The following is a 19,863-nucleotide window of genomic DNA, read 5'->3' as shown; positions in this document are numbered from 1 at the left end:
CAACGACCAGAATCCCAGTTGATCCGCCGCCGAGAATCGTGTTAGCCCTCAATTACACGACGATACAATATGTATCGTATCAAAGATGCCAATCGCCGGATCGCAAATTGGCACGCTTCATACCGGAGGAAAGTCCCGATGACGGTCAAAGCTTCAGCCTTTCGCGCGGCCTGCCTAGCCGCTTCCCTGCTGGCGGCCCCTGCTGCATTCGCCCAGTCGACCGGCCCGATTACCTTGCTTGTCGGCTATTCCGCAGGCGGCAGCGCCGACTTCGCCGCCCGTGTGGTCGCCCCTGAGATTGCCAGCCGCCTCGGCCGTACTGTCGTAGTGGAAAATGCCACCGGCGCCAGCGGCATGATCGCCCTGCAGAAGCTGATCAATGGCAAGGCTGATACAAATACAATGTATTATGGCGGCTTCGATACGGTTGCCGTGCCGCTGGTCAATAAGGACGTCAAGATCGACTGGGCCAAGGAAACCATTCCGGTCAGCCGCACCGTCGTCACCTCGATGGCTTTTGCCGTTCTCAAAGACAAGCCCTACACCGATCTTCAGGCGTTTGTGGCGGCCGCCAAGGCCGATCCGTCGAACCTGACCTATGGCACCCCCGGCATTGCTTCGGCCCAGCATTTTCTGGGCGAAATGGTCGCCGCCCGCGCTGGTGTAAAGCTGCTCCATGCCCCCTATCGCGGCGGCGCGCAGGTGTCGAACGATCTGCTGGGCGGCATTCTCAGCTCGGCCGTTCTGACCACCTCCACCGCTCTGCCGTTTGTGCAGCAGGACAAGATCCGGGTGCTGTTTGTCAGCGATACCACTCGCTCGCCCCAGCTTCCCAATGTTCCGGCCTTGTCGGAAATCCCCGGCTTCGAAGGCCTCTCGCTGCCGCTCTGTGGCAGGGCATTTTCGTGAAGTCGGGCACGCCGGATGATTTCGTGAAGAAGCTGGAAGCCGCCATCGCCGACGGCCTTAAGAACCCGGACGCCCAGAAGAAATACGCCGACGCCGGTTTCTCGACTTCGCCGCTGGGTGGCAAACCGTTCCATGACTTCGTCCAGGCCCAGGCAGACGCCTACAAGAAGATCATCACCGACGCCAATATCACGGCCGAATAACTCCCTCTCCCTCCCGCCTTGGCGAAGCGCGTGCTCCCCAATAACGCGCTTCGCATTTTTTTCCGATGCAGTCCGGAGCCTTCCCCGTGCCCTTGAGCATGTATGATTCCTATATCACCAGCCATTGGTTCAGTGCCGACGCCAAGGCCGTCTGGGATGATCTGGCGACCATACAGGCCTGGCTGGATGTGGAAGCAGCCCTGGCCCAGGCCCAGGCTGACGTCGGGCTGATCCCGGCGGATGCCGCCGTGGCGATCACGGCGTCGGCCGATGTCTCTCTGCTGGATCTCGACAAGCTGGCCGAGGATATCGCCTTTGCCCAGCACCCCTTTGTCCCGGTTCTGAAGCAGATCGAAAGTCATTGCGGTGACCGCGCTGCGGGTTACCTGCATTGGGGCGCAACGACCCAGAATATCTTCGATACCGGCGCGGCCTTGCAGATGCGCAAGACCCATGCGCTGATCCTGACCGCCCTGACCCAGGTCGAGACGCAGGTTGCCGCCCTCGCCCGCCAGCATAGCGCCACCGTTCAGCCCGGCCGCACCCATGGCCAGCACGCCCTGCCGACCACCTTCGGCTATAAGGCCCTGGGTTGGCTGGAAGAATTGCGCCGCAGCCGCCAGCGCCTGGAAGATCGCATCGACGGCAGCTTCGTCGCCTGCATGGGCGGCGCCATCGGCACCTTTGCCGCGATGAACGGCCAGGGCCGCCGGGTCGAGGCGTTGATGGCGGAAAAGCTGGGCCTGCGCCCCGCCGTTGTTCCCCTGCGTTCCTCCTTCGACCGGGCCAGCGATTATATCTCGTCCCTGACGATCCTGGCAGGATCGGCCGAAAAGGTTGCCCAGGACGTGGTCTTCCTGCAGCGGACCGAACTGGGCGAGCTCGAAGAGTCCTTCCACATGGGTAAGGTGGGCAGTTCCACCATGGCCCAGAAGCGCAATCCATCGATGTCCCTCACCTTGATCAGCCTCTGCCGGATGCTGCGCTCCCGCGCGGCCCTGGCCGTGGAGACCATGGTGCGGATGGATGAAGGCGACAGTTCCACCACCAATATCGCCGATATCACCCTGCGCGAGGTGGCGATCATCGCGGTGTCCATCGTCGAGATGCTGGCCAAGCTGACCGCCGGACTGACCGTCCATGCCGACGCCATGCGCCGCAATCTGGAAATCTCCAACGGCCTGATCGCCTCCGAAGCCGTGATGATGCAGCTCTCGGATCAATTGGGCCGCCACCATGCGCACCATATGCTCTATGAGGCCGCCCAGCGATCCGTCGCCGAGGGTATTCCCTTCCTGACCCTGATCCGCGACAGCCTGACCGCCAGCGGTCATCCCGAGATCGCGGAGAGCGTTACCATCGACCCCGCCGCCTATCTGGGCGAGGTCGAAAGCCTGATCAGCGATCTTACCTCTCCGACCGCTTAGGGCTGGCAAACACCTCCGCCAGCAGGAATGCCAGCACGCCCAAAGGCAGCGGTGCCAGGTAATAGAGGGCGCGGAAGGTGACGGCGGCGGCCAGCACCTTCGCCCCTGGTAAAATCGTGACCAGGACAGCCTCGATCACCCCCATACCGCCGGGGACATGGGAGACCAGCCCCGCCACATTGGCCATGCCATAGGCAGCGGCGGCCGACGGGTAATCGATCTCCACCACCGCCAGCAGCAACTGGTGGAGACAGGCGGCGACGCAGGCGAAATTCAGCGGCCCCAGCAACACCTGCGCCACGGCGACCTTCACCGTTGGAAAGCCGAATGACCAGCGCCAGAGCTTCAAGGGACGGCGCAATTTCGCCGCCAGCAGCGGATAAATCACCAGCAGCGCCAATCCAACAGCGCCGATCACCCGCACCCAGGCAGACGAGAGTCCGACGATCGTTTCCGCCAGATCCGGTTTGATCAGCAGGCTCAAGCTGATCAAACCCGTCAAGCCGAGGCCGACCGTGACGCCGCAGCACAGGATGACCTTGGCCACCTGTTCGGCATTGAGGCCCCAGCGGCTATAGAAACGATAGCGGATGGCGCCGCTGCTCAAGATCGCCAGCCCGATGGTATGGCCGATGGCATGGGTGGTGAAGGACGCCAGGGCGACACGGAGATGGCTGAGAGGCTTGCCCGCGTAATGCAGGCCAATGGCATCGAAGCCGGTGAGGCAGAGATAACTTAGCGCCGCAAAACCGCCTGCCGTCAGCAATCGCTGCATCGGCATCGCCCGCACCGCCTGCCAGACTTCCGCGAAGTCATATTGCTCGGTCAGCCGATAAACCAGCCAGACGGCGGCGCCCGCCATGATCAGTGCAATCAGCGGCTTCGACCACCGCTGAAGAAAAGACATTGTTCCTGCCACCACCCCTCCCGCTTTGTCTGCAAAGACAACTCGGGCTGGGGCGGGCAGTTCCGGGCCGGTTAACCGAGAGCGCCCGGCTTCCGGATGCCCTGCGGCTGGGCTCTACCCTGAAGCCTGTCCGCAACTGCGCTGACGAGGGTGCGGACGTCCTGCTCGGTTACCTGGTCGCGCCCCATGGTCAGGCGGACGATGGGATCCGCCATCATCTCCTCCAGGGTCAGTTCGACAATCGATAATCCTTTGCCCATGCGACGGCTCCTTAAGCGTTCGCGATGGATAACGCGCCGAAGCTTTAATTGCAAATGACTATCAATTGCGAATACTGATTGTCACACCCAGCCACTGCCCTGAAGGATCAGTGCCGCCAGCTCCTGGGGTGACTTGCCATCCGTCTGCAGAACCAGGAACTCGCTGGCATCCTGACTGGCGATCCGCTGGGCCTGCCCCAGGGAGCGCTGCACCTGCGCCTCCGCCCCCGATCCGGTTTCGCGCCGGGCGAGCCTTTCGGTAATCGTCGCCTCATTGCCCATCAGACGAACCACCTTGATCGTGGCATCGGGAATAGCGGCCAAGATCCAGCGGCGATCGAACCCCACATGCACCATCACGCCGGACATGATCAGGCGCCGATGGCCCAGCGCATGGTAGGTCGACCAGATCCCCGCCAGCGTCAGGCTGCTGATATCGCGCGTCCCAGGACGCAGCGCCTCCAACTCCTCAGCCGACGGCTTGGGAAATACCCGGTCCAGCTCGTCCGTTTCGACGATGGCATGGGCGATCTCTTTGGCCGCCAGTTGCGCCCCGACCTCCCAACTGACCGTCGATTTTCCGACACCCGCCGGACCTGTGATCAAGAGTATTTCGACCTGTTGATTCATTCAGCGCTGCATCCCCGACGCGATTTCATGTGTCTGCGTCTCATTCTTACCTGAAAACACGGGATGCGGGTATGATGGCCGAAGCTTGAACTCCAGCCTTTTTCTTGACGCAATCCCCCGCCCTGAGGAATCTTCAGGGCATGAGCCGCCATCTGCCGTATCGGAAGGGATCGCAGCCCTGCTCGACACTCCGTCGGCAGGCGGGAGTCCTCTTGGCAATCCTGGCGATCCTCATCTCCAGTTTCACGATGCCGATGGCGTCCAAATCCGCAATGGCCAGGGCTTTGGATATTGAGCGGATCCAGGTTGCGGCGCTTTTTGGCAGTGATGCCTTCTGTGAACCGACCCAGCATCAGGGCGACAAAACCACCCCGAGCCATGCACATCATTGTGTGCTCTGCTCGTCCCTGCGCTTTGCTCTGCCCGACATCAGCCCGATCCTAATCGGATTCGAGGGGTTGGAGATCGCTTCTCTGCCCCAGGCGCGCCATCTGGCGATGGTCCGGGAACCGGACATCGCGTCGCGTCCCCACAAGCCGCGCGACCCGCCGTCCCTGGCTTAAACGACGCTTTCCAACCGGCGCCCCCTATGCCGGTGACCTTCATGCCCCCAAGACAAAAGGCAGTTCCATGATGCGCTCGCTTCTCGCGGCCATGGCCGTTCTTTGCGCCACCAGCGCCTTTGCAGCCGACAAGCCCGTTGAAATCCGCTTCGCCGCCAAGGTCGGCGACCAGCCCTTCATATGCGGCAATTCCTATCCGGGGATCGGCACCAGCGCTTCGACGGTGAAGCCCAGCGACTTCCGCTTCTATGTGTCGGAGATCGCGCTGCTGAAGGCGGATGGCAGCGCCGTGCCGGTCAAGCTGACCCAGGACAAGAAATGGCAGCATCGCAACGTTGCTTTGCTGGATTTCGAAGGCAAGAACGACGGCTGCAAGGGCGGCACGGCAGAGGTGAACGACCGGGCGGTCGGCACCGTGCCCGAAGGCGCCTATACCGGTATCGCCTTCACCCTGGGCCTGCCGTTCGAGCTGAACCACGCCGATTCGACGATTGCCGACTCGCCCCTGAACCTGACCGGCCTCTTCTGGAGCTGGTTCTCCGGCTACAAGTTCCTGCGCATCGACATGGAAACCACCGGCGGGGCTGGCGGCATGGCCCATGGCAGCGGCAAGGATCGCGGCTTTGTCGTGCATCTGGGTTCCACCGCCTGCAAGGCCAAGGGCGCGATGGCGATGAGCGGCGGTCACGCAGGCCACGGCAGTCACGGCCAGACCGGCATGCGCGCGCCGGAATCCTGCGCCAATCCCAACCGCCCCCGCGTGACCCTGACCGGCTTCGATCCCGCCAAATCCACCATCGTCGCCGACCTTCGCACCCTTTTGAGCGACACCAACGTCGACACCAACCAGCCCAACACGCCGCTCGGCTGCCTCGCCTCGGCGGATGACAGCGATTGCACCGGCATCTTCGCCGCCCTGGGGCTGACCGGGACCCAGCGCTTCTTCCGGGCGGAATGATGCAGAAGAAACATCTATTCGCCTTTCTGCCGGTCCTGGTGCCGCTGGCCGTCGGAGCCTGGCTGCATTTTGGCCAGGACGACACCGAATGGCGCTGGCCGATGCCGTCCTGGGTGCCGTTGCCGGTGGTTCCGGCCGACAATCCCATGACACCTGCCAAGGTCGAACTGGGCCGCCATCTCTTCTACGACAAACGCCTGTCGATTACCGGCGACATGGCCTGCGCCTCCTGCCATGAACAGGCCAAAGCCTTCACCGATGGCAAGGTCCATGCGGTCGGGGCGACGGGCGAACCCCATCGGCGCAACAGCATGGGGCTGGCCAATTCCGCCTATGCCGTCTCCTACACCTGGGCCAATCCGCTGCTGCAATCCCTGGAGCTGCAGGCCCTGGTGCCGATGTTCAGCGAAGACCCCGTGGAAATGGGGCTCATGAACCGGGAGCAGGCGATTTTCGCCAATCTTTCCCAGGATCCCACATATCGCCAACTGCTGCGGGCGGTGGGGGCCAAGGAGCTGGATCTCTCGACAGTCACCAAAGCGCTGGCGAGTTTCGAGCGCGCGCTCGTCTCCTTCAACAGTCCCTATGACCGCTATCGCTATGGGGGTCAGGAGGATGCGATTTCCGAAGCCGCCAAGCGCGGGGAGGAGATGTTCTTTTCCGAGCGGCTGGAATGTTTCCACTGCCACGGGTCCGTGACCTTCTCCAACGCCACCCGGCATCAGAAATCCCCCTTCTGGGAGATGGGCCTGCATAACACCGGCCTCTATAATATCGACGGCAAGGGCGCCTACCCCGCCCGCGATACCGGGGCGCTGGAGATCAGCGGCGATCCCAAGGATATGGGCAAGTTCCGCACGCCGAGCCTGCGCAATGTCGCCGTCACCGCCCCCTATTTCCACGATGGCAGCGCCGCCACCTTGAGCGAGGCGCTTGCCCATTACGAAGCTGGCGGTCGCACAATCGCCGAAGGTCCGGATGCCGGGAACGGGTCAATCAGTCCGCGCAAGGATATCCTGGTGCTGGGCTTCAAGCTGTCGGCGGAGGAGAAAGCCGACCTCGTAGCCTTTTTGGAAAGCCTTACGGATCGGGAGTTTCTGACCAACCCGGCCTTCAGCGATCCTTGGGCGAAAAACAAATAAACAGGATTTATTCGTATATAATTTATTGAACTACATATTTTTGTTTTATTCTTTTTGACTACCGCCTATCGATTGTGCAATATCACATCAGGTCAGCGATGACCTCGCGGGAATTTGAGCAGCAGCTTGCGCCGCGTCACCAAACGCTAAAGCGCCACGACGGCATGTCGTGGTCCATCACGTAAAGGGGCCGCTATGACCATTCTTCGCCGTCATCTCTGTCGACGCTAAAAGACAGCAGGGGCCTGTAAAGCCCAATCCTCCGATCAGATCGACGTCAGCGCGCCCTTAGCGCCAGCTAGCCGCTCGCCTTAGCGCCTGACAGTTTAAGCGTTTGTCCCCAAGGGACGGCGCAACGCCCGAGGTTTATCCAAATGTCCAAGAAATTTCTGACTCTCCTTGCCACCGCCGCCGTGTTCGCCCTGCCCGCCTTCGCCCAGGAGAAGGTGAAGGTCGGCGTTTCGGGCGGCGATGGCGAAGCCATCTGGCAGGAAGTCAAAGAGCTGGCCAAGAAGGACGGCATCGACGTCCAGATCGTGGTCTTCAACGATTATCTGCTGCCGAACGAGGCGCTGAATGCGGGCGATCTCGACGCCAATGCCTTCCAGCACAAGCCTTTCCTGGAAAATCAGATCAAGGCCAAGGGCTATAAGATCGTCCCCATCGCCGATACCGTGGTGGCGCCCATCGGGCTCTATTCCAACAAGGTGAAGACGGTGGCCGAGCTGAAGAATGGCGCGACTGTCGGCATCCCGAACGATCCCTCCAACGGTGGCCGCGCCCTGCTGCTGCTCCAGGCCCAGGGCCTCGTGAAGCTGAAGGATGGCGTCGGCATCCTGCCGACCGTGCTGGATATCACCGAGAACAAGCGCGACCTGAAACTGCGCGAACTCGACGCCGCCCAACTGCCGCGCAGCCTGCAGGATCTGGATGCGGCGGTGATCAACACCAATTATGCGCTCCAGGCGAACCTTAATCCGTCCAAGGACGCCATTGCCATCGAAGCCGCCAAGGGAAACCCCTATGGCAATATCATCGCCGTCCGCGAAGGCGATAAGGACAAGCCGGTCTTCAAGAAGCTGGTGGCCTCCTATCAGAACGAGACCATCCGCGCCTTCATCCTCGACAAGTTCAAGGGTGCGCAGATCCCGGTCTTCTAAGTCCAGGACTGCTGACGATAAAGGGGAGGCATCGCGCCTCCCCTTTTTGCTTTGTCCCTAGGGAACAGCCTCACGAACGCCCAGCGTTCCCCAGGTTGAGCATTACCCGGCGCAGTTTCAGCATGCCGCCTGCAATTTCCTTGAAACGTGCCGATTTGGCGGAGGCTCCAAAAAGCTCGATCCGCCGGGCACTCAGATCGGCGGGCATCGGGACGGCAGGAAGATCGCGAGCCAGTTCGACAAGTCCGAAATCGCCGTCAGCCATGATGTCGCCTCCTTGTTGTCACGCTTCTCAACGCGGCCCAATCCCGGCAGTTCCATCGGCGGCACCGGAATGAGGTAGCCCAGCGCTAGCGCTTCAACCGCAGGCCGTCCAGGGCGATGGAGAGCACGTGCTTACGCTGCTCCCAGCTGCCATAACCGACCATGGCGATACCGCCGACGAGGCGCAGCACATCGTCGATGGTGACGTCCGAGCGTACCGTCTTTGCCGCCTGGGCCCGCAACAGCAGCGGCTCGCCCGCAGCCCACAGCACCTCGCGGCAACTCTGGAAGGCGAAACCTTCGCGGTTGATGCCTTCGATCAGCGCCTTCTTGGTGCCGACATAGACGACAAAGCGGTCAAGCCAAGCCGCCAGTGCCTCCCACGGCTCCTGCCCGGCCACATCGCGGGCAGCGTCGCGCACCGCTTCCACTTCCTCGAAATAGATCGCCTCGATCAGCGCCTCGCGGGTTGGGAAGTTACGATAGAGGGTCGCGATACCGACTTCAGCCCGGCGGGCGATCTCCTCCAGCGGGGCGCCCGTGCCAAGCTCGGCAAAGGTTTCGCGCGCTGTTCCGATCAGCTTGTCGTAGTTGCGGCGGGCATCGGCGCGGGCGGGGCGGCGGTGCGCCAGTTCGGCAATCTTCGTCATGCGAGGAGATATATCATCGAACAAGAGGGCTTGCCTAACCCGACCGTTCAGGATAAACGGAGGGACCCTCCGTTTAAGTGGAGGCTCCCTCCACTATAGCAGTCTTTGCGCTTTCGCCAAGGTGCGAGGGCCAGAGTTAGGGGGACAGTTTGCCCGATAGAAAGATCCGGTCGATGAAACAGCCATCCACCACTCCCAGCCTGACCTTCCTGGTGCTCGCCGTCGGCGCCGGTTCCTTTTCGATGCTGCAATCGCTGCTGAGCCCCGTGCTGCCCACCTTGCAGCGCGAGCTCAACACCAGCCAGAGCGCCGTGACCTGGGTGCTGATCGCCTGGCTGCTGGCGGCAGCGGTCGCAACCCCGATCCTGGGCAAGATCGGCGATACCGTTGGCAAGGCGCGCACACTGATCATCGCTCTCTGTGCCATCGCGCTGGGCAGCCTGATCGCGGCGCTGGGATCGAGCATCGAGGTGGTGGTGATCGGCCGGGTGGTGCAGGGCTTGGGCGGTGCCGTCTTTCCGCTGTCCTTCGGCATCATCCGCGACGAGTTCCCGCCCAGTCGCGTCGCGCCCGCCGTGGGTTCGCTGTCGTCGGTCATAGCGGTCGGCGGCGGCATCGGCACCCTGTTGGCAGGGCCGGTCGTGACGTGGCTCGGCTGGCATTGGCTGTTCTGGCTGCCGATGATCGTCGTCAGCGCCACCGCCCTGCTGGCCTGGAAGTTTGTACCGGAATCGCCTGTGCGGGCCGGGGGACGCATCAACTGGCTGGCCGCAGCCCTGCTGGCAGGCTGGCTGACAACCCTGCTGCTGCCCTTGAGCCAGGGGTCGCTCTGGGGCTGGACCTCGCCCGCCGTCATCGGTCTGTTCGTCGCTTCCGCCCTCTTAGCATCCGCCTGGATGGCGGTTGAACTGACCAGCGCTAATCCCATGATCGACATGCGGATGATGCGCCTGCCTGCCGTCTGGACCAGCAACCTGCTGGCCGTGCTGTTCGGCGCCTCCATGTTCGCGGTCTGGGCTTTCCTGCCCCAACTGATTCAGGTGCCGCCCCAGGCTGGATACGGCTTTGGCGCCAGCATCACGGAGGCAGGTTTCGTGATGCTGCCGATGCTGATCACCATGGCGCTGTCGGGGATCGTCAGCGGGCGGATTTCCCACCGGGTCAGCTTCAATCTGCAACTGACCGGCGCCTCGGCCCTGATCGCGCTATCCTGCTTCATGCTGGCCTTCCTGCATGCGAGTTTCCTGCAGCTGTTCATCGCCAGCGGCATCTTCGGGGTTGGTCTTGGCTTTGCCTATTCGGCCATGACCAGCACCATCGTGCAGACAGTCGCGCCCCATCAGACCGGGGTCGCCATCGGCATGAACGCCAATATCCGCACCATCGGCGGTGCCCTGGGCGCAGCGGTCATGACCGCCATCGTCACCTCCCACAAGCAGCCGGGCGGCCTGCCTGCCGAGGAAGGCTTCACGCAAGGCTTCGTGCTGTTCGGGATCGTATCTCTGGCCGCTATTCTGGTGTCCCGCCTGATCCCCAAAGGTCTGCAGGAGGAACCGGAACTGGTGATCGCCGAAGAAACGCCCGCCGGATAATGTTCCCTATTTACCCCCGTTTGTGCTAGGCATGGGCGGCATCCTGTTTTCGTTGGAGAGCCGCCCCGATGACTGCCCCCTCCCGGTCGATTTCCCCCGCCCTTGCCCGTGCGATCTGGCTGCGGGCGCAAAAGCTGGATACGGCAGAGCCTTTTGGATCGGGGCCGGAGGCGGTGCGGCTGGCGACCGAACATCTGGGCTATGTGCAGATCGATACGATCAATGTGATCGAGCGCTGCCACCACCATATCCTCTTCACCCGCATCCCCTCCTATCGCCGTGAAGACCTGCAGCAGGCGCAGTCAGTCGACAAGTCGGTCTTCGAATATTGGACCCATGCCCTGGCCTATGTGCCGAGCAGCGACTATCGCTATTTCATCGCTGCCATGGATGGTTACACCGCCCGGCCCAATTCCGAGTTCGTCGGCGCGAGTGAGCAGGATTACAAGGCCTTGTTGAAGCGCATCCGCACCGAAGGTCCGCTCTCCATCCGCGATATCGAGGATGAGGTGCTGGTGGAGAAAACCCACCTCTGGGCCAGCCGGAAACCCTCGAAGCGCGCCCTGAATTTCGGCTTCTACAGTGGCGACCTGACCGTCAGCAGCCGACTGGGCATGCTGAAAAGCTATGAACTGGCCGCGCGTCATTTCGGCTGGTCCCGCCGCCCGAAGGCGGCATCCGAGGAACAATATGCCCAATATCTGCTGCGCCGCGCGCTGCGCGCCCAGGGCATCATCAGCCTGGAATCCGCCACCTATGGCGATGCCCGCAGCAAGCCCCTGGTGAAAGGGCTGATCGAGGCGGCGGTGAAACGCAAAAAGCTCGTGCCGGTGCAGATCAAGGGGGCAGAGGCCAGTCCTCTCTGGGTTGAGCCTGCCCTGCTGGACAGCGCGCCGGTCGACCCATCGGTCGTGCATATTCTGTCGCCGTTCGATCCGCTGATCATCCAGCGCAAACGCCTGAAGCTGTTCTTCGACTACGACCATCGCTTCGAAGCCTATGTCCCGCCCGCCAAGCGGGTGATGGGCTATTTCGCCCTGCCGGTGCTGGTGGGCGACCGGATCGTTGCCGCCATCGACCTCAAGATGGATCGGCAGGCGGGCAAACTGCTGGTGCAAAAATGGAACTGGATCGCGCCGGAAACCCCCGCCCTCCAGGCCACCATCGACGAAGCGCTGCATCGCTTCGAAGCTTTCCAGAAGCCCACCGTCCTGGCCGACTGAACCGGTCCTTCCATACAAGATCCGATCCCATGCTTCAGGCGATATTTTCGCCTGTAACCGGCTGATATGTCGAGAAATCGACGGGGCCTTTTCTCAAGTCAGCACTTTTTCAAGCTTGGCCTCTTGCATATAAATAGGAGTCCTATATATACTCCAATCATGGAAACGAAACCCGCCCTTGCTTCTCCCCTCTCCTCCCGCATCGCCGATGGGCTGTCGCGGGTTGCGAGTGCGATGCGGGCGGATGAATGGAGCGCTGCGGAAGCAGTCGATCTGACGCCGACCCAGCTGACTATTCTGGGGTATCTGGCTGGCCGGGAAACGATGGGTGCGCGGGTCAAGGAGATCGCGGCCCATCTGGGCACCAGCCAGCCGACAGCAACGGACTCGATCAATGCGCTGGAGCGTAAGGCCTATGTCGCCAAGCTGGCCTCGCCCACCGACAAACGGTCGGTCTCGGTGCTGATCACCGGCGGCGGCAAGGCGGCACTGGATCAGGCCAAAGCCATGGGCGGCGCCACCCAGGATGCCCTGGCGATGCTGCCTGCGGGTGAGAAACAGGAGCTGCTGATGAGCCTTGTAAAGGTCATCCGCAATCTTCAGGAAGCAGGCGCCATACCGCTGCAACGCATGTGCGCGACGTGCCGCTACTTCCAGCCGAATACCTACCCCGATGCGGGGGCCCCGCATCATTGTGCCTTCGTGAATGCTGCTTTCGGAACCCCGGATTTCCGGATCGATTGCGGTGACCATGAAGCCGCCGACCCTGCGACCCGGGCTGCCACCTGGGCCGAATTCCAGCGGGATACGGCGGCGTAACCCCCCTTCCACTACCCCCTCCAGGCCAATCAAGAAGTAAGAGAAAGGAAGATTTCATGTCCAAGTTCGACCTGCTGGCGGGCACGCTGCTCGCCGCGACGCTCCCCCTTATCCTGTCGCCCGCTGCTGCCCAGTCGGTCACGGCCAAGCCGGACGAGAAGGTCCAGGCCTCCTTCGATATCATCGAAACCAACATCACGACCAAGGGCGACAAGGCGATCTTCTCGACCAAGGTGCGCGGCGTTGCGGGCAAGGATATGCCCACCGCCACCGGCAAGTTCGAAGGGTCGGACGTCTATGCCTATGTCTGGCCGACCTCGCTCGACAGCTCGGAAGTAGGCTTCGAGAAGGCGCAAGGCATCCTGGCGCTGGCCGTCACCTTCCACCCGGACTTCGACGATGCGGCCAATGGCGGCAAGAACCGCCACATCTGGCACCCGCACTGGGTCGTGCTTAATCAGGACGCCGCCTGCGGTGCCGGTCTGAAGGTCACCGACATTCCCAAGGGTGCCAAGCCGAAGCTGCCCGCCACCTGGCCCGGCGTACCGCTGCTGATCGACAGCCCGGAATATCCGACCGAGTTCAAGGGCAACAGCGTCGACGTCACCATCCCGCTCAATCTGATCGGCGGCATCAAAGGCGCGAAGTTCGATGGCGTGACCAGCGGCCTCAAGGTCAATGGCAACCTGCATGCCCCACTGCTCTGCGTCTCGGGCGTCTTCAAGGTCGCATCCGGCAATCTGTCGCTGCCCGGCACCGTTACTCCGGCGAAGTAATCGCCACTAAGGCGCCGGTCCAGGGACTGCCATCCCCAGACCGGCATTTCCTCCCCCCTCCAGGCAAATAGAAGGAAGAGAAACCATGTCCAGAATTAACCTCGTTGACCCCGCCACCGCAACTGGCACGTCTGCCCAGCATCTGGCGGAGATCAAAGGCGCCTTCGGTGTTGTGCCGAACATGTTCAAGGCCGTTGCCAATTCGCCCGCCGCCCTTGCCTCCATGTGGGGTTCGTTCGGTGCACTGGGTAGTGGCCGCCTGGGTGCGAAGTTCGGCGAACAGCTGGCTGTCGCCATCGCCGACAAGAACAGCTGCCACTACTGCCTTGCCGCCCATACCGGTCTTGGCCGCAAAGCGGGCGCCACTGCCCAGGAAATGGCCGAAGCCCAGGCTGGCCGCTCCAGCGATCCGAAGACTGCCGCCGCGCTGACGTTCGCGGTGAAGGTTGTCGAAGACCGCGCTGCGGTCACCGCCGAAGACGTCGCTGCCCTGCGCGCTGCAGGCTTTGACGATCAGGATATTGTGGAGATCATGGGCCATATCGCCCTCAACCTCTTCACGAACTACATCAATGTGGCCCTGGACGTGCCGGTCGATTTCCCCGGCGTCAAACTCCTGCGCGCTGCTGCTTAACGCGGTCGGCGGGGTGGATCGCGGTCGATCCGCCCCTCCCCCGTCGGAGACCCGTCATGTTCAAGGACCCAAAACTCGCCCCCGAACTCGCCGTCAGCCAGTGGTTCAATACCGACAAGCCGCTGACGCTCGAAGGACTGCGCGGCCGGGTCGTCTATCTCCATGCTTTCCAGCTGCTCTGCCCTGGTTGCGTCGCCCATGCGATCCCGCAGGTGCAGAAGATCGAGAAGATCTTCCGCCGCAGCGATCTGCAGATCATCGGGCTGCATACGGTGTTCGAGCATCACGCGGCGATGACGCCGGTGACGCTGGAAGCCTTCATCCATGAATATCGCCTGCAATCGCCCATCGGGGTCGATCTGGCCGATGGCAAATCGCCGCTGCCCGTCACCATGCGGCGCTATGAGATGCAGGGCACGCCGAGTTCCTTCCTGATCGGCCGCGATGGCACGATCATCCATCGCGGCTTCGGGATCGAGGATGACATGGTGGTCGGCGCGCGCATCGCCAGCGCCCTCGCCATGCCGATCCCGGAGGTCGAAAAGCCCGCCGCCCCCACCGGCGATGCCAGCTGCGCCGACGGCGTATGCCCGGTCTGACGGGAGAGCGCCATGGATAAATCCGCCCTCGTCCTGCGGCACCTGATGTTCGAGGATCTCGGCACCTTCGCCGAGCCTCTGGCGGCTGCAGGCTATGCGGTCGAGTATCGCGATGCCTGGGAGCTGGATTTCGACAAGCAGGATCCGCTGACACCGGATCTGCTGGTCGTCCTCGGCGGCCCCATCGGGGTCTATGAGCAGGCGGCCTATCCTTTTCTGGTGCAGGAGCGCGGTTTCATCGCCGCGCGCCTCGCTGCCGGTCGGCCGACCCTGGGCATCTGCCTCGGCGCGCAGCTGATGGCAGCGGCCCTGGGGGCGGAGGTCTATCCTTCGGGGCTTAAGGAAATCGGCTTTGGCACCTTGACTCTGACGGCAGAGGGCGAGCGAGGTCCGCTGCGGCACCTAAAGGATACGCGCGTCCTGCATTGGCATGGCGACACCTACCGCCTGCCGGAAGGCGCAAAGCTGCTGGCATCGAGCGATCTTGTCGAACAGCAGGCTTTTGCCATCGGCGCCAATATCCTGGGGCTGCAATTCCATGCCGAAGCCGACAGTTTCCCGAAGTTCGAACGCTGGCTGGTCGGCCATACGGTGGAACTGAATGCCGCCGGGATCGATATTCCGCGCTTACGGGAAAATGCCACCCGGCATGGGGGGACGTTGAAGGTGAAAGCCCAGGCGATGCTCCGCGACTGGCTGGCAGGGCTTGCTCCATGACGCCCGGCACCCCGTTGGAAGCTCTGCTGACCGGTGGCCTTACTCCCTTGGGAGAGAGGGCGGCGCCGAGCGGTATCGCCAAACTCCCGGTCAACGGTCCCCTTCATTTGAGTAAAACGGGGTTTGCCGGGGACCATCAGGGGGACCTGAAACATCACGGCGGGCCGGAGAAGGCGGTTCATCATTACCCGCTGGATCACTATGGCTGCTGGCAGGGCGAGATCGGCCCGCATCCGCTGCTCGATCAACCCGGTGCCTTTGGCGAAAACCTCTCCACCTTCGGGCTGGTGGAGGCGGATGTAGCCATCGGCGATGTTTTCCGCCTCGGGAGCGCACTGCTGGAGGTCAGCCAGGGGCGTCAGCCCTGCTGGAAGCTGAATGCGCGCTTCGACCATCCCGCCATGGCCCGTCAGGTCCAGGAGACCGGCCGCACCGGCTGGTACTATCGCGTGCTGGAGGAAGGATTAGTCGCCCCCGGCGACAGCCTCATTCCCCTGGAGCTGATGTGCCATGGCTGGACCATCCGCAGGATCTGGCATTTCCTCTATGTCGATCCCTTGAACCGCGAGGCCTTGAGCGCGATTGCGGGCCTTGGCAGCCTGAGCGAGAGTTGGCGGAAACTGGCGGCAAAACGCCTCGCGACCCTGGAGGTCGAAGGCTGGGAAAAGCGGCTGACTGGCGAGGCGTTTTGAAGAATCGGACTAAAATCCGCAGCCCATATCTTTGTATGATTGCGTTTGACCGGATCGGATAAGACACTCCTTCCCATGATGGCTAGCCCCTTGATTCATATCGTCGATGACGACAGCTCGCTGAGATGCGCGCTGGAGAGTCTGTTTCGCTCGGTCGATCTTGAGGCGCGGTCCTATGAATCCGTCAGTGCTTTCCTGACTGCCCCGCGCAGTAATCAGCCCGGCTGCCTGCTGCTGGACGTGCGGTTGCCGGGCCTGGGCGGCCTCGAATTTCAATCGCAGCTCGCCAGCCACGGCATAACCCTGCCGGTGATCATGATGACCGGCCATGGCGATATCCCCATGTCGGTGCGGGCGATGAAAGCCGGTGCCGTCGACTTTCTGCCCAAGCCGTTCCGCGATCAGGATCTGCTGGATGCCGTCGCCGTGGCTCTTCAACGCGATCAGGCCCAGCGGGAGGAACGCGGTGATCTGGATCAGGTGCGCGAACGCTATGCCACCCTGTCGCCACGCGAACAGCAGGTGATGGGGCTGGTGACCGCCGGGCGGCTGAATAAACAGGTCGCGGGCGATCTGGGGCTTAGCGAAATCACCGTCAAAATCCACCGGGGTGCGGCCATGCGCAAGATGGGAGCCCGCACCCTGCCCGACCTTGTGCGCATGGCCGAAAGCCTGAAACTGACCACTAACACGAAGGTATAATTCAAAGCGCGTCGATTGGCCGCTATCGTCAGCCTGTCGAGTTTCCGCATCCCCACCAGCGGACCTAACCGCTGAACAAGGATCGTCGCGTGTCATCAGTACCTTTGATCTCCATTGTGGATGACGATCCGTCGATGCGAGTCGCCGTTGCCAGCCTGGTTCGCTCCCTCGGGTACCGCACCAGCGAACATCCGACAGCCGAGGATTTCCTAGCGTCTGGTGAATGGCAACAGGCCGGGTGCATCGTGTCCGACATCCAGATGCCGGGCATGAGCGGTATCGATCTCACCCGACGTTTGGCCGAACTGGGCTCCACCATCCCGGTGATCCTGGTAACCGCCCGAACGGAAACCGTTCTGGTTAACGATGCGATCGAACAGAACCCCATCGCCCTGCTTAAAAAGCCCTTTGAGAGCGAAGCATTCATTGAATGGATCGAACGGGCGCTTGCCTCGAAGCCTTAAGCTCTGCACAGTTTTGCCCTGGATCCGACCCGATAGACGAGGGCCTTTCGCTTGCTTAACGCTGCCCACCTGTATGATGTGCTGGATCAAGTCACTGAAAGCGTGATCGTCCGCGATCTCGACGGGCGGATCCTCTTCTGGAATGTCTTTTCGGAAAAGCTTTACGGCTTTGCGAAAGATGCCGCCCTCGGCCAGCCGATCCATGAACTGCTGACCGGGCGCCACCCCCATTCCATTACCGGGGTCGAGCGTCTGCTGACCGAGCGGGGCAATTGGGAAGGCGAGCTTTACCGCACCACGGCGTCGGGCCTCGAAAAGAAGATCGAGGTGCGCTGGTCGCTGGACAAGGCGCGCGGCACCATCCTGGAGTTCGGGCGTGACATCACCAGCCTGACAGCCCAGGAGGCGGAGATGCAGATCGCGTCGCACCGCTATCGCAACCTGTTCCAGGCGATGGCAGCCTCCTTCTGGGAGCTAGATTTTTCGGACGTGCGCCGCATGATCGGCGGCTTGCTAGCCAGCGGTGTCACGGATTTGCGCGGCTATTTCGCCGACCATCCCGAGTTCATCGACAGCGCCATTGCCGCCACCAAGATCCTGGACGTCAACGAGAAGACGGTACAGCTGTTCGGTGCAGACAGCCGTGATGTGCTGATCGGCATGTCGGTCGATCCCTTCTGGCCCAAAGCCAGCCGCCCTGTCTATGCCGCCTCGCTCCTGGCGGCTGCGGCGCGGCTGCCGAATTATTCGACCGAAACCCAGCTCACGTCCCTGGATGGGCGCGAGGTCAATGGGCTGTTCACGGTCTGCTGGCCGGAAAGCCACCAGGGGCGCGGATCGGTGCTGGTCGGCGTCATCGACATCTCCGACCGCAAGGCGGCGGAAATGGAACTGCGGCGCAGTGAAGAACGCTATCGGACCTTGTTCCACGCCATGGCCAGCGGCCTCTTCCAGTTGGATACATCCGGCGTGCAGGCCTTGTATGGGGAGGTCAGGACGGCGGGCTACACCGACCTGTCGGCCTATATCGATGCGCATCCGGACTTCATCACCCGCGCCATGGATGCCACGATTGTCGTCGAGGTGAATGACGCGGCCCTGCGTGTCTATGGCGCCAAGGACAGATCCGAGCTGATCGGCCAGAAATCCAGCCGCTTCTGGGCCAAGGCGGGCTATGGCACCTTCCGCCGGGCGCTGGAGTCGGGCTTCGTCCTGGGTCCGACCTTCGAGGAGGAAACCCGGCATCTGCGTCTGGATGGCACCGAGTTCGATGTGCATTTCACGATCAATGCCCCCGATGGCCTGCGCCAGCGCGGCATCGTGGTAGCCGGGATCGTCGATATCAGCGAAAGGACGGCCGCCAAGAAGGCGCTGGAGCAGTTGCAGAGCGACTTTGCCCACGCGACCCGCCTGTCGATGCTGGGCGAGCTTGCGACCTCTATCGCCCATGAGGTGAACCAGCCGCTGGCGGCCATTGCCGCCAACGGCTCGGCAAGCGGGCGCTGGCTGGCGCGGCCGGTGCCGGATCTTGACGAAGTGCGGGCGATCAACGAGCGGATCGTCGCCGACGCCCGGCGCGCTGCCGATATCATCGCCCGTGTGCGCACCATGGCCTCCAAGGCCGAACCGGATCGCGCGCCCCTCAAGCTGAATGAAGCAATCGAGGAGGCGATGTTGTTCCTGCGCCACGAGCTTCAGGCCCATCATGTGAAGCTGACCCTGGATCTGGCGCCGAACCTGCCCGAGGTGTTGGCGGACCGCACCCAGCTTCAGCAGGTGCTGGTCAATCTGGCGATGAACGGCATGCAGGAGATGAAGCGCGCCGGCACAGCGTCCCCCAGCCTGACCGTCACCAGTTGGTCGCCCGAACCTGGCCTTCTGGCGGTGCAGGTCGAAGATAGCGGCCCCGGTATCCCCGAGGCGCATCTGGGGCAGCTGTTCGAAAGCTTCTTCACCACCAAGAGCACCGGCCTTGGCATGGGTCTGTCGATCTGCCGGTCGCTGATCGAGGCCCATCGGGGCCGCATCCTGGCCGAAAACGGCAAGCACGGCGCCCGCTTCATCTTCGAACTACCCGCCCTGGTCGATCAGGCCGCCGCCGACTGACTGCGCCGCCAGCGCAGCGGGGTCATGCCGGTGAAATCGCGGAACACTCGCGACAGGTGCGGCTGATCGCAGAAACCGCAGTCGAGGGCGATCTCGGAGAGCGCCTTACCGCTGTCCTGCATCATCGCCTTGGCCGTGGCGATCCGCTGGCCCAGGACATATTCGCGCGGAGTGCAGCCGAAGCTGACCTGGAAGGCGCGGTTGAAATAGCTTTTCGACAGGCGGGCGATCCCGGCCAGGATCGCGACGTTGAGGTCGGTGTCGATATTGTCGCGTACATGGCGACGCACGCCCTGTTCCTGCCACGGTGCAAGACCACCGCGCGCCGGAGTTTCCGGCGCGATGCGGGGCGCCCGAAAAGCGCCGCGCAGGGCAAAGGGAAGAGACGACGAAGAACCCGTGTTTTCGACCGCAAGCATGTTCCCAACCTCCTGTTCGATTGTGTTCTTACAGGTAAGTTTAGGCA

Annotated in this window: 24 protein-coding genes; 18 read left to right on the top strand and 6 right to left on the bottom strand. The window is 62.5% G+C overall.

The genetic code is table 11. From position 1 onward, the window contains the following. Positions 1-138 precede the first annotated feature (138 nt). From ACFSM5_RS19115 to ACFSM5_RS19105, 3 genes are all read left to right on the top strand, one after another. Positions 139-909, top strand: coding sequence for a Bug family tripartite tricarboxylate transporter substrate binding protein (locus tag ACFSM5_RS19115; RefSeq protein ID WP_379878191.1), 771 nt, complete (start codon positions 139-141; stop codon positions 907-909). Then, positions 906-1,112 carry a hypothetical protein gene (locus ACFSM5_RS19110; protein WP_379878190.1) on the top strand — a complete coding sequence of 69 codons (207 nt, stop codon included), beginning with the start codon at positions 906-908 and terminating at the stop codon, positions 1,110-1,112. The genes ACFSM5_RS19115 and ACFSM5_RS19110 overlap by 4 nt, the downstream gene beginning before the upstream one ends. 86 nt (positions 1,113-1,198) lie before the next feature. Continuing rightward, positions 1,199-2,539 (top strand): class-II fumarase/aspartase family protein, encoded by a 1,341-nt coding sequence (locus ACFSM5_RS19105; protein WP_379878189.1) that lies wholly within the window; start codon positions 1,199-1,201, stop codon positions 2,537-2,539. Here the strand turns inward: ACFSM5_RS19105 and ACFSM5_RS19100 are convergent. The 3 genes from ACFSM5_RS19100 to ACFSM5_RS19090 all read right to left on the bottom strand — a co-directional run bounded on the left by ACFSM5_RS19100 (position 2,520) and on the right by ACFSM5_RS19090 (position 4,336). Continuing rightward, entirely contained in the window at positions 2,520-3,446 is a 927-nt protein-coding gene (locus ACFSM5_RS19100) for a lysylphosphatidylglycerol synthase domain-containing protein (protein ID WP_379878188.1), read from the bottom strand. The two genes, ACFSM5_RS19105 and ACFSM5_RS19100, sit on opposite strands and share 20 nt — an antisense overlap. A gap of 71 nt (positions 3,447-3,517) precedes the next feature. After that, positions 3,518-3,706 carry a hypothetical protein gene (locus ACFSM5_RS19095; RefSeq protein WP_379878187.1) on the bottom strand — a complete coding sequence of 63 codons (189 nt, stop codon included), beginning with the start codon at positions 3,704-3,706 and terminating at the stop codon, positions 3,518-3,520. An 81-nt stretch (positions 3,707-3,787) separates the two neighbouring features. Further along, positions 3,788-4,336 (bottom strand): ATP-binding protein, encoded by a 549-nt coding sequence (locus ACFSM5_RS19090; protein WP_379878186.1) that lies wholly within the window; start codon positions 4,334-4,336, stop codon positions 3,788-3,790. Between the two features lie 140 nt (positions 4,337-4,476). Here ACFSM5_RS19090 and ACFSM5_RS19085 point away from each other — a divergent pair, with 140 nt between their 5' ends. The 4 genes from ACFSM5_RS19085 to ACFSM5_RS19070 all read left to right on the top strand — a co-directional run bounded on the left by ACFSM5_RS19085 (position 4,477) and on the right by ACFSM5_RS19070 (position 8,159). Further along, the gene (locus ACFSM5_RS19085; RefSeq protein ID WP_379878185.1) at positions 4,477-4,899 is read left to right on the top strand and encodes a hypothetical protein; all 423 of its coding nucleotides are present in this window, start codon (positions 4,477-4,479) and stop codon (positions 4,897-4,899) included. 67 nt (positions 4,900-4,966) lie between these two features. Further along, positions 4,967-5,857 (top strand): MbnP family copper-binding protein, encoded by an 891-nt coding sequence (locus ACFSM5_RS19080; protein ID WP_379878184.1) that lies wholly within the window; start codon positions 4,967-4,969, stop codon positions 5,855-5,857. Further along, positions 5,857-6,999, top strand: coding sequence for an MbnH family di-heme enzyme (locus ACFSM5_RS19075; RefSeq protein ID WP_379878183.1), 1,143 nt, complete (start codon positions 5,857-5,859; stop codon positions 6,997-6,999). The genes ACFSM5_RS19080 and ACFSM5_RS19075 overlap by 1 nt, the downstream gene beginning before the upstream one ends. Positions 7,000-7,373: 374 nt before the next feature. Beyond that, positions 7,374-8,159, top strand: coding sequence for a MetQ/NlpA family ABC transporter substrate-binding protein (locus ACFSM5_RS19070; RefSeq protein ID WP_379878182.1), 786 nt, complete (start codon positions 7,374-7,376; stop codon positions 8,157-8,159). Between the two features lie 70 nt (positions 8,160-8,229). Here the strand turns inward: ACFSM5_RS19070 and ACFSM5_RS19065 are convergent, their stop codons facing one another. Together ACFSM5_RS19065 and ACFSM5_RS19060 are read right to left on the bottom strand one after the other, a co-directional pair. Further along, positions 8,230-8,424 carry a hypothetical protein gene (locus tag ACFSM5_RS19065; protein WP_379878181.1) on the bottom strand — a complete coding sequence of 65 codons (195 nt, stop codon included), beginning with the start codon at positions 8,422-8,424 and terminating at the stop codon, positions 8,230-8,232. Positions 8,425-8,509: 85 nt separating this feature from the next. Continuing rightward, positions 8,510-9,073 (bottom strand): TetR/AcrR family transcriptional regulator, encoded by a 564-nt coding sequence (locus ACFSM5_RS19060; RefSeq protein WP_379878180.1) that lies wholly within the window; start codon positions 9,071-9,073, stop codon positions 8,510-8,512. 173 nt (positions 9,074-9,246) lie between these two features. Between ACFSM5_RS19060 and ACFSM5_RS19055 the strand changes: the two genes are divergently transcribed. From ACFSM5_RS19055 to ACFSM5_RS19005, 11 genes are all read left to right on the top strand, one after another. Next, positions 9,247-10,665 (top strand): MFS transporter, encoded by a 1,419-nt coding sequence (locus ACFSM5_RS19055; protein ID WP_379878179.1) that lies wholly within the window; start codon positions 9,247-9,249, stop codon positions 10,663-10,665. A 68-nt stretch (positions 10,666-10,733) separates the two neighbouring features. After that, positions 10,734-11,888 (top strand): winged helix-turn-helix domain-containing protein, encoded by a 1,155-nt coding sequence (locus ACFSM5_RS19050; protein WP_379878178.1) that lies wholly within the window; start codon positions 10,734-10,736, stop codon positions 11,886-11,888. 159 nt (positions 11,889-12,047) lie between these two features. Further along, on the top strand, positions 12,048-12,707 hold the full coding sequence (locus tag ACFSM5_RS19045; protein ID WP_379878177.1) for a MarR family winged helix-turn-helix transcriptional regulator: 660 nt from the start codon (positions 12,048-12,050) through the stop codon (positions 12,705-12,707). A 56-nt stretch (positions 12,708-12,763) separates the two neighbouring features. Next, complete coding sequence (locus ACFSM5_RS19040; RefSeq protein WP_379878176.1) at positions 12,764-13,483, top strand: hypothetical protein; 720 nt, start codon at positions 12,764-12,766, stop codon at positions 13,481-13,483. Positions 13,484-13,568: 85 nt separating this feature from the next. After that, complete coding sequence (locus tag ACFSM5_RS19035; protein WP_379878175.1) at positions 13,569-14,117, top strand: carboxymuconolactone decarboxylase family protein; 549 nt, start codon at positions 13,569-13,571, stop codon at positions 14,115-14,117. 56 nt (positions 14,118-14,173) lie between these two features. Continuing rightward, positions 14,174-14,716 carry a redoxin family protein gene (locus tag ACFSM5_RS19030; RefSeq protein WP_379878174.1) on the top strand — a complete coding sequence of 181 codons (543 nt, stop codon included), beginning with the start codon at positions 14,174-14,176 and terminating at the stop codon, positions 14,714-14,716. A 12-nt stretch (positions 14,717-14,728) separates the two neighbouring features. Continuing rightward, entirely contained in the window at positions 14,729-15,433 is a 705-nt protein-coding gene (locus ACFSM5_RS19025; protein WP_379878173.1) for a glutamine amidotransferase, read from the top strand. After that, positions 15,430-16,125, top strand: a complete 696-nt coding sequence (locus tag ACFSM5_RS19020) for an MOSC domain-containing protein (protein ID WP_379878172.1) — start codon at positions 15,430-15,432, stop codon at positions 16,123-16,125. Before ACFSM5_RS19025 ends, ACFSM5_RS19020 begins: the two co-directional genes overlap by 4 nt. Positions 16,126-16,203: 78 nt before the next feature. Further along, a complete protein-coding gene (locus tag ACFSM5_RS19015) occupies positions 16,204-16,827 on the top strand; it encodes a response regulator transcription factor (protein ID WP_379878171.1) in 624 nt (207 codons plus the stop codon). 89 nt (positions 16,828-16,916) lie between these two features. After that, positions 16,917-17,291, top strand: coding sequence for a response regulator transcription factor (locus ACFSM5_RS19010; RefSeq protein WP_379878170.1), 375 nt, complete (start codon positions 16,917-16,919; stop codon positions 17,289-17,291). Positions 17,292-17,342: 51 nt separating this feature from the next. After that, complete coding sequence (locus ACFSM5_RS19005; protein ID WP_379878169.1) at positions 17,343-19,397, top strand: PAS domain-containing sensor histidine kinase; 2,055 nt, start codon at positions 17,343-17,345, stop codon at positions 19,395-19,397. Here the strand turns inward: ACFSM5_RS19005 and ACFSM5_RS19000 are convergent. Then, positions 19,379-19,816 carry a helix-turn-helix domain-containing protein gene (locus ACFSM5_RS19000; RefSeq protein WP_379878168.1) on the bottom strand — a complete coding sequence of 146 codons (438 nt, stop codon included), beginning with the start codon at positions 19,814-19,816 and terminating at the stop codon, positions 19,379-19,381. The two genes, ACFSM5_RS19005 and ACFSM5_RS19000, sit on opposite strands and share 19 nt — an antisense overlap. Between the last annotated feature and the right edge of the window lie 47 nt (positions 19,817-19,863).

It is taken from the genome of Lacibacterium aquatile (assembly GCF_042683105.1).
In the GTDB taxonomy this organism is placed as follows: domain Bacteria; phylum Pseudomonadota; class Alphaproteobacteria; order Elsterales; family Elsteraceae; genus Lacibacterium; species Lacibacterium aquatile.
This window is presented reverse-complemented; position numbering and strand designations above follow the sequence as displayed.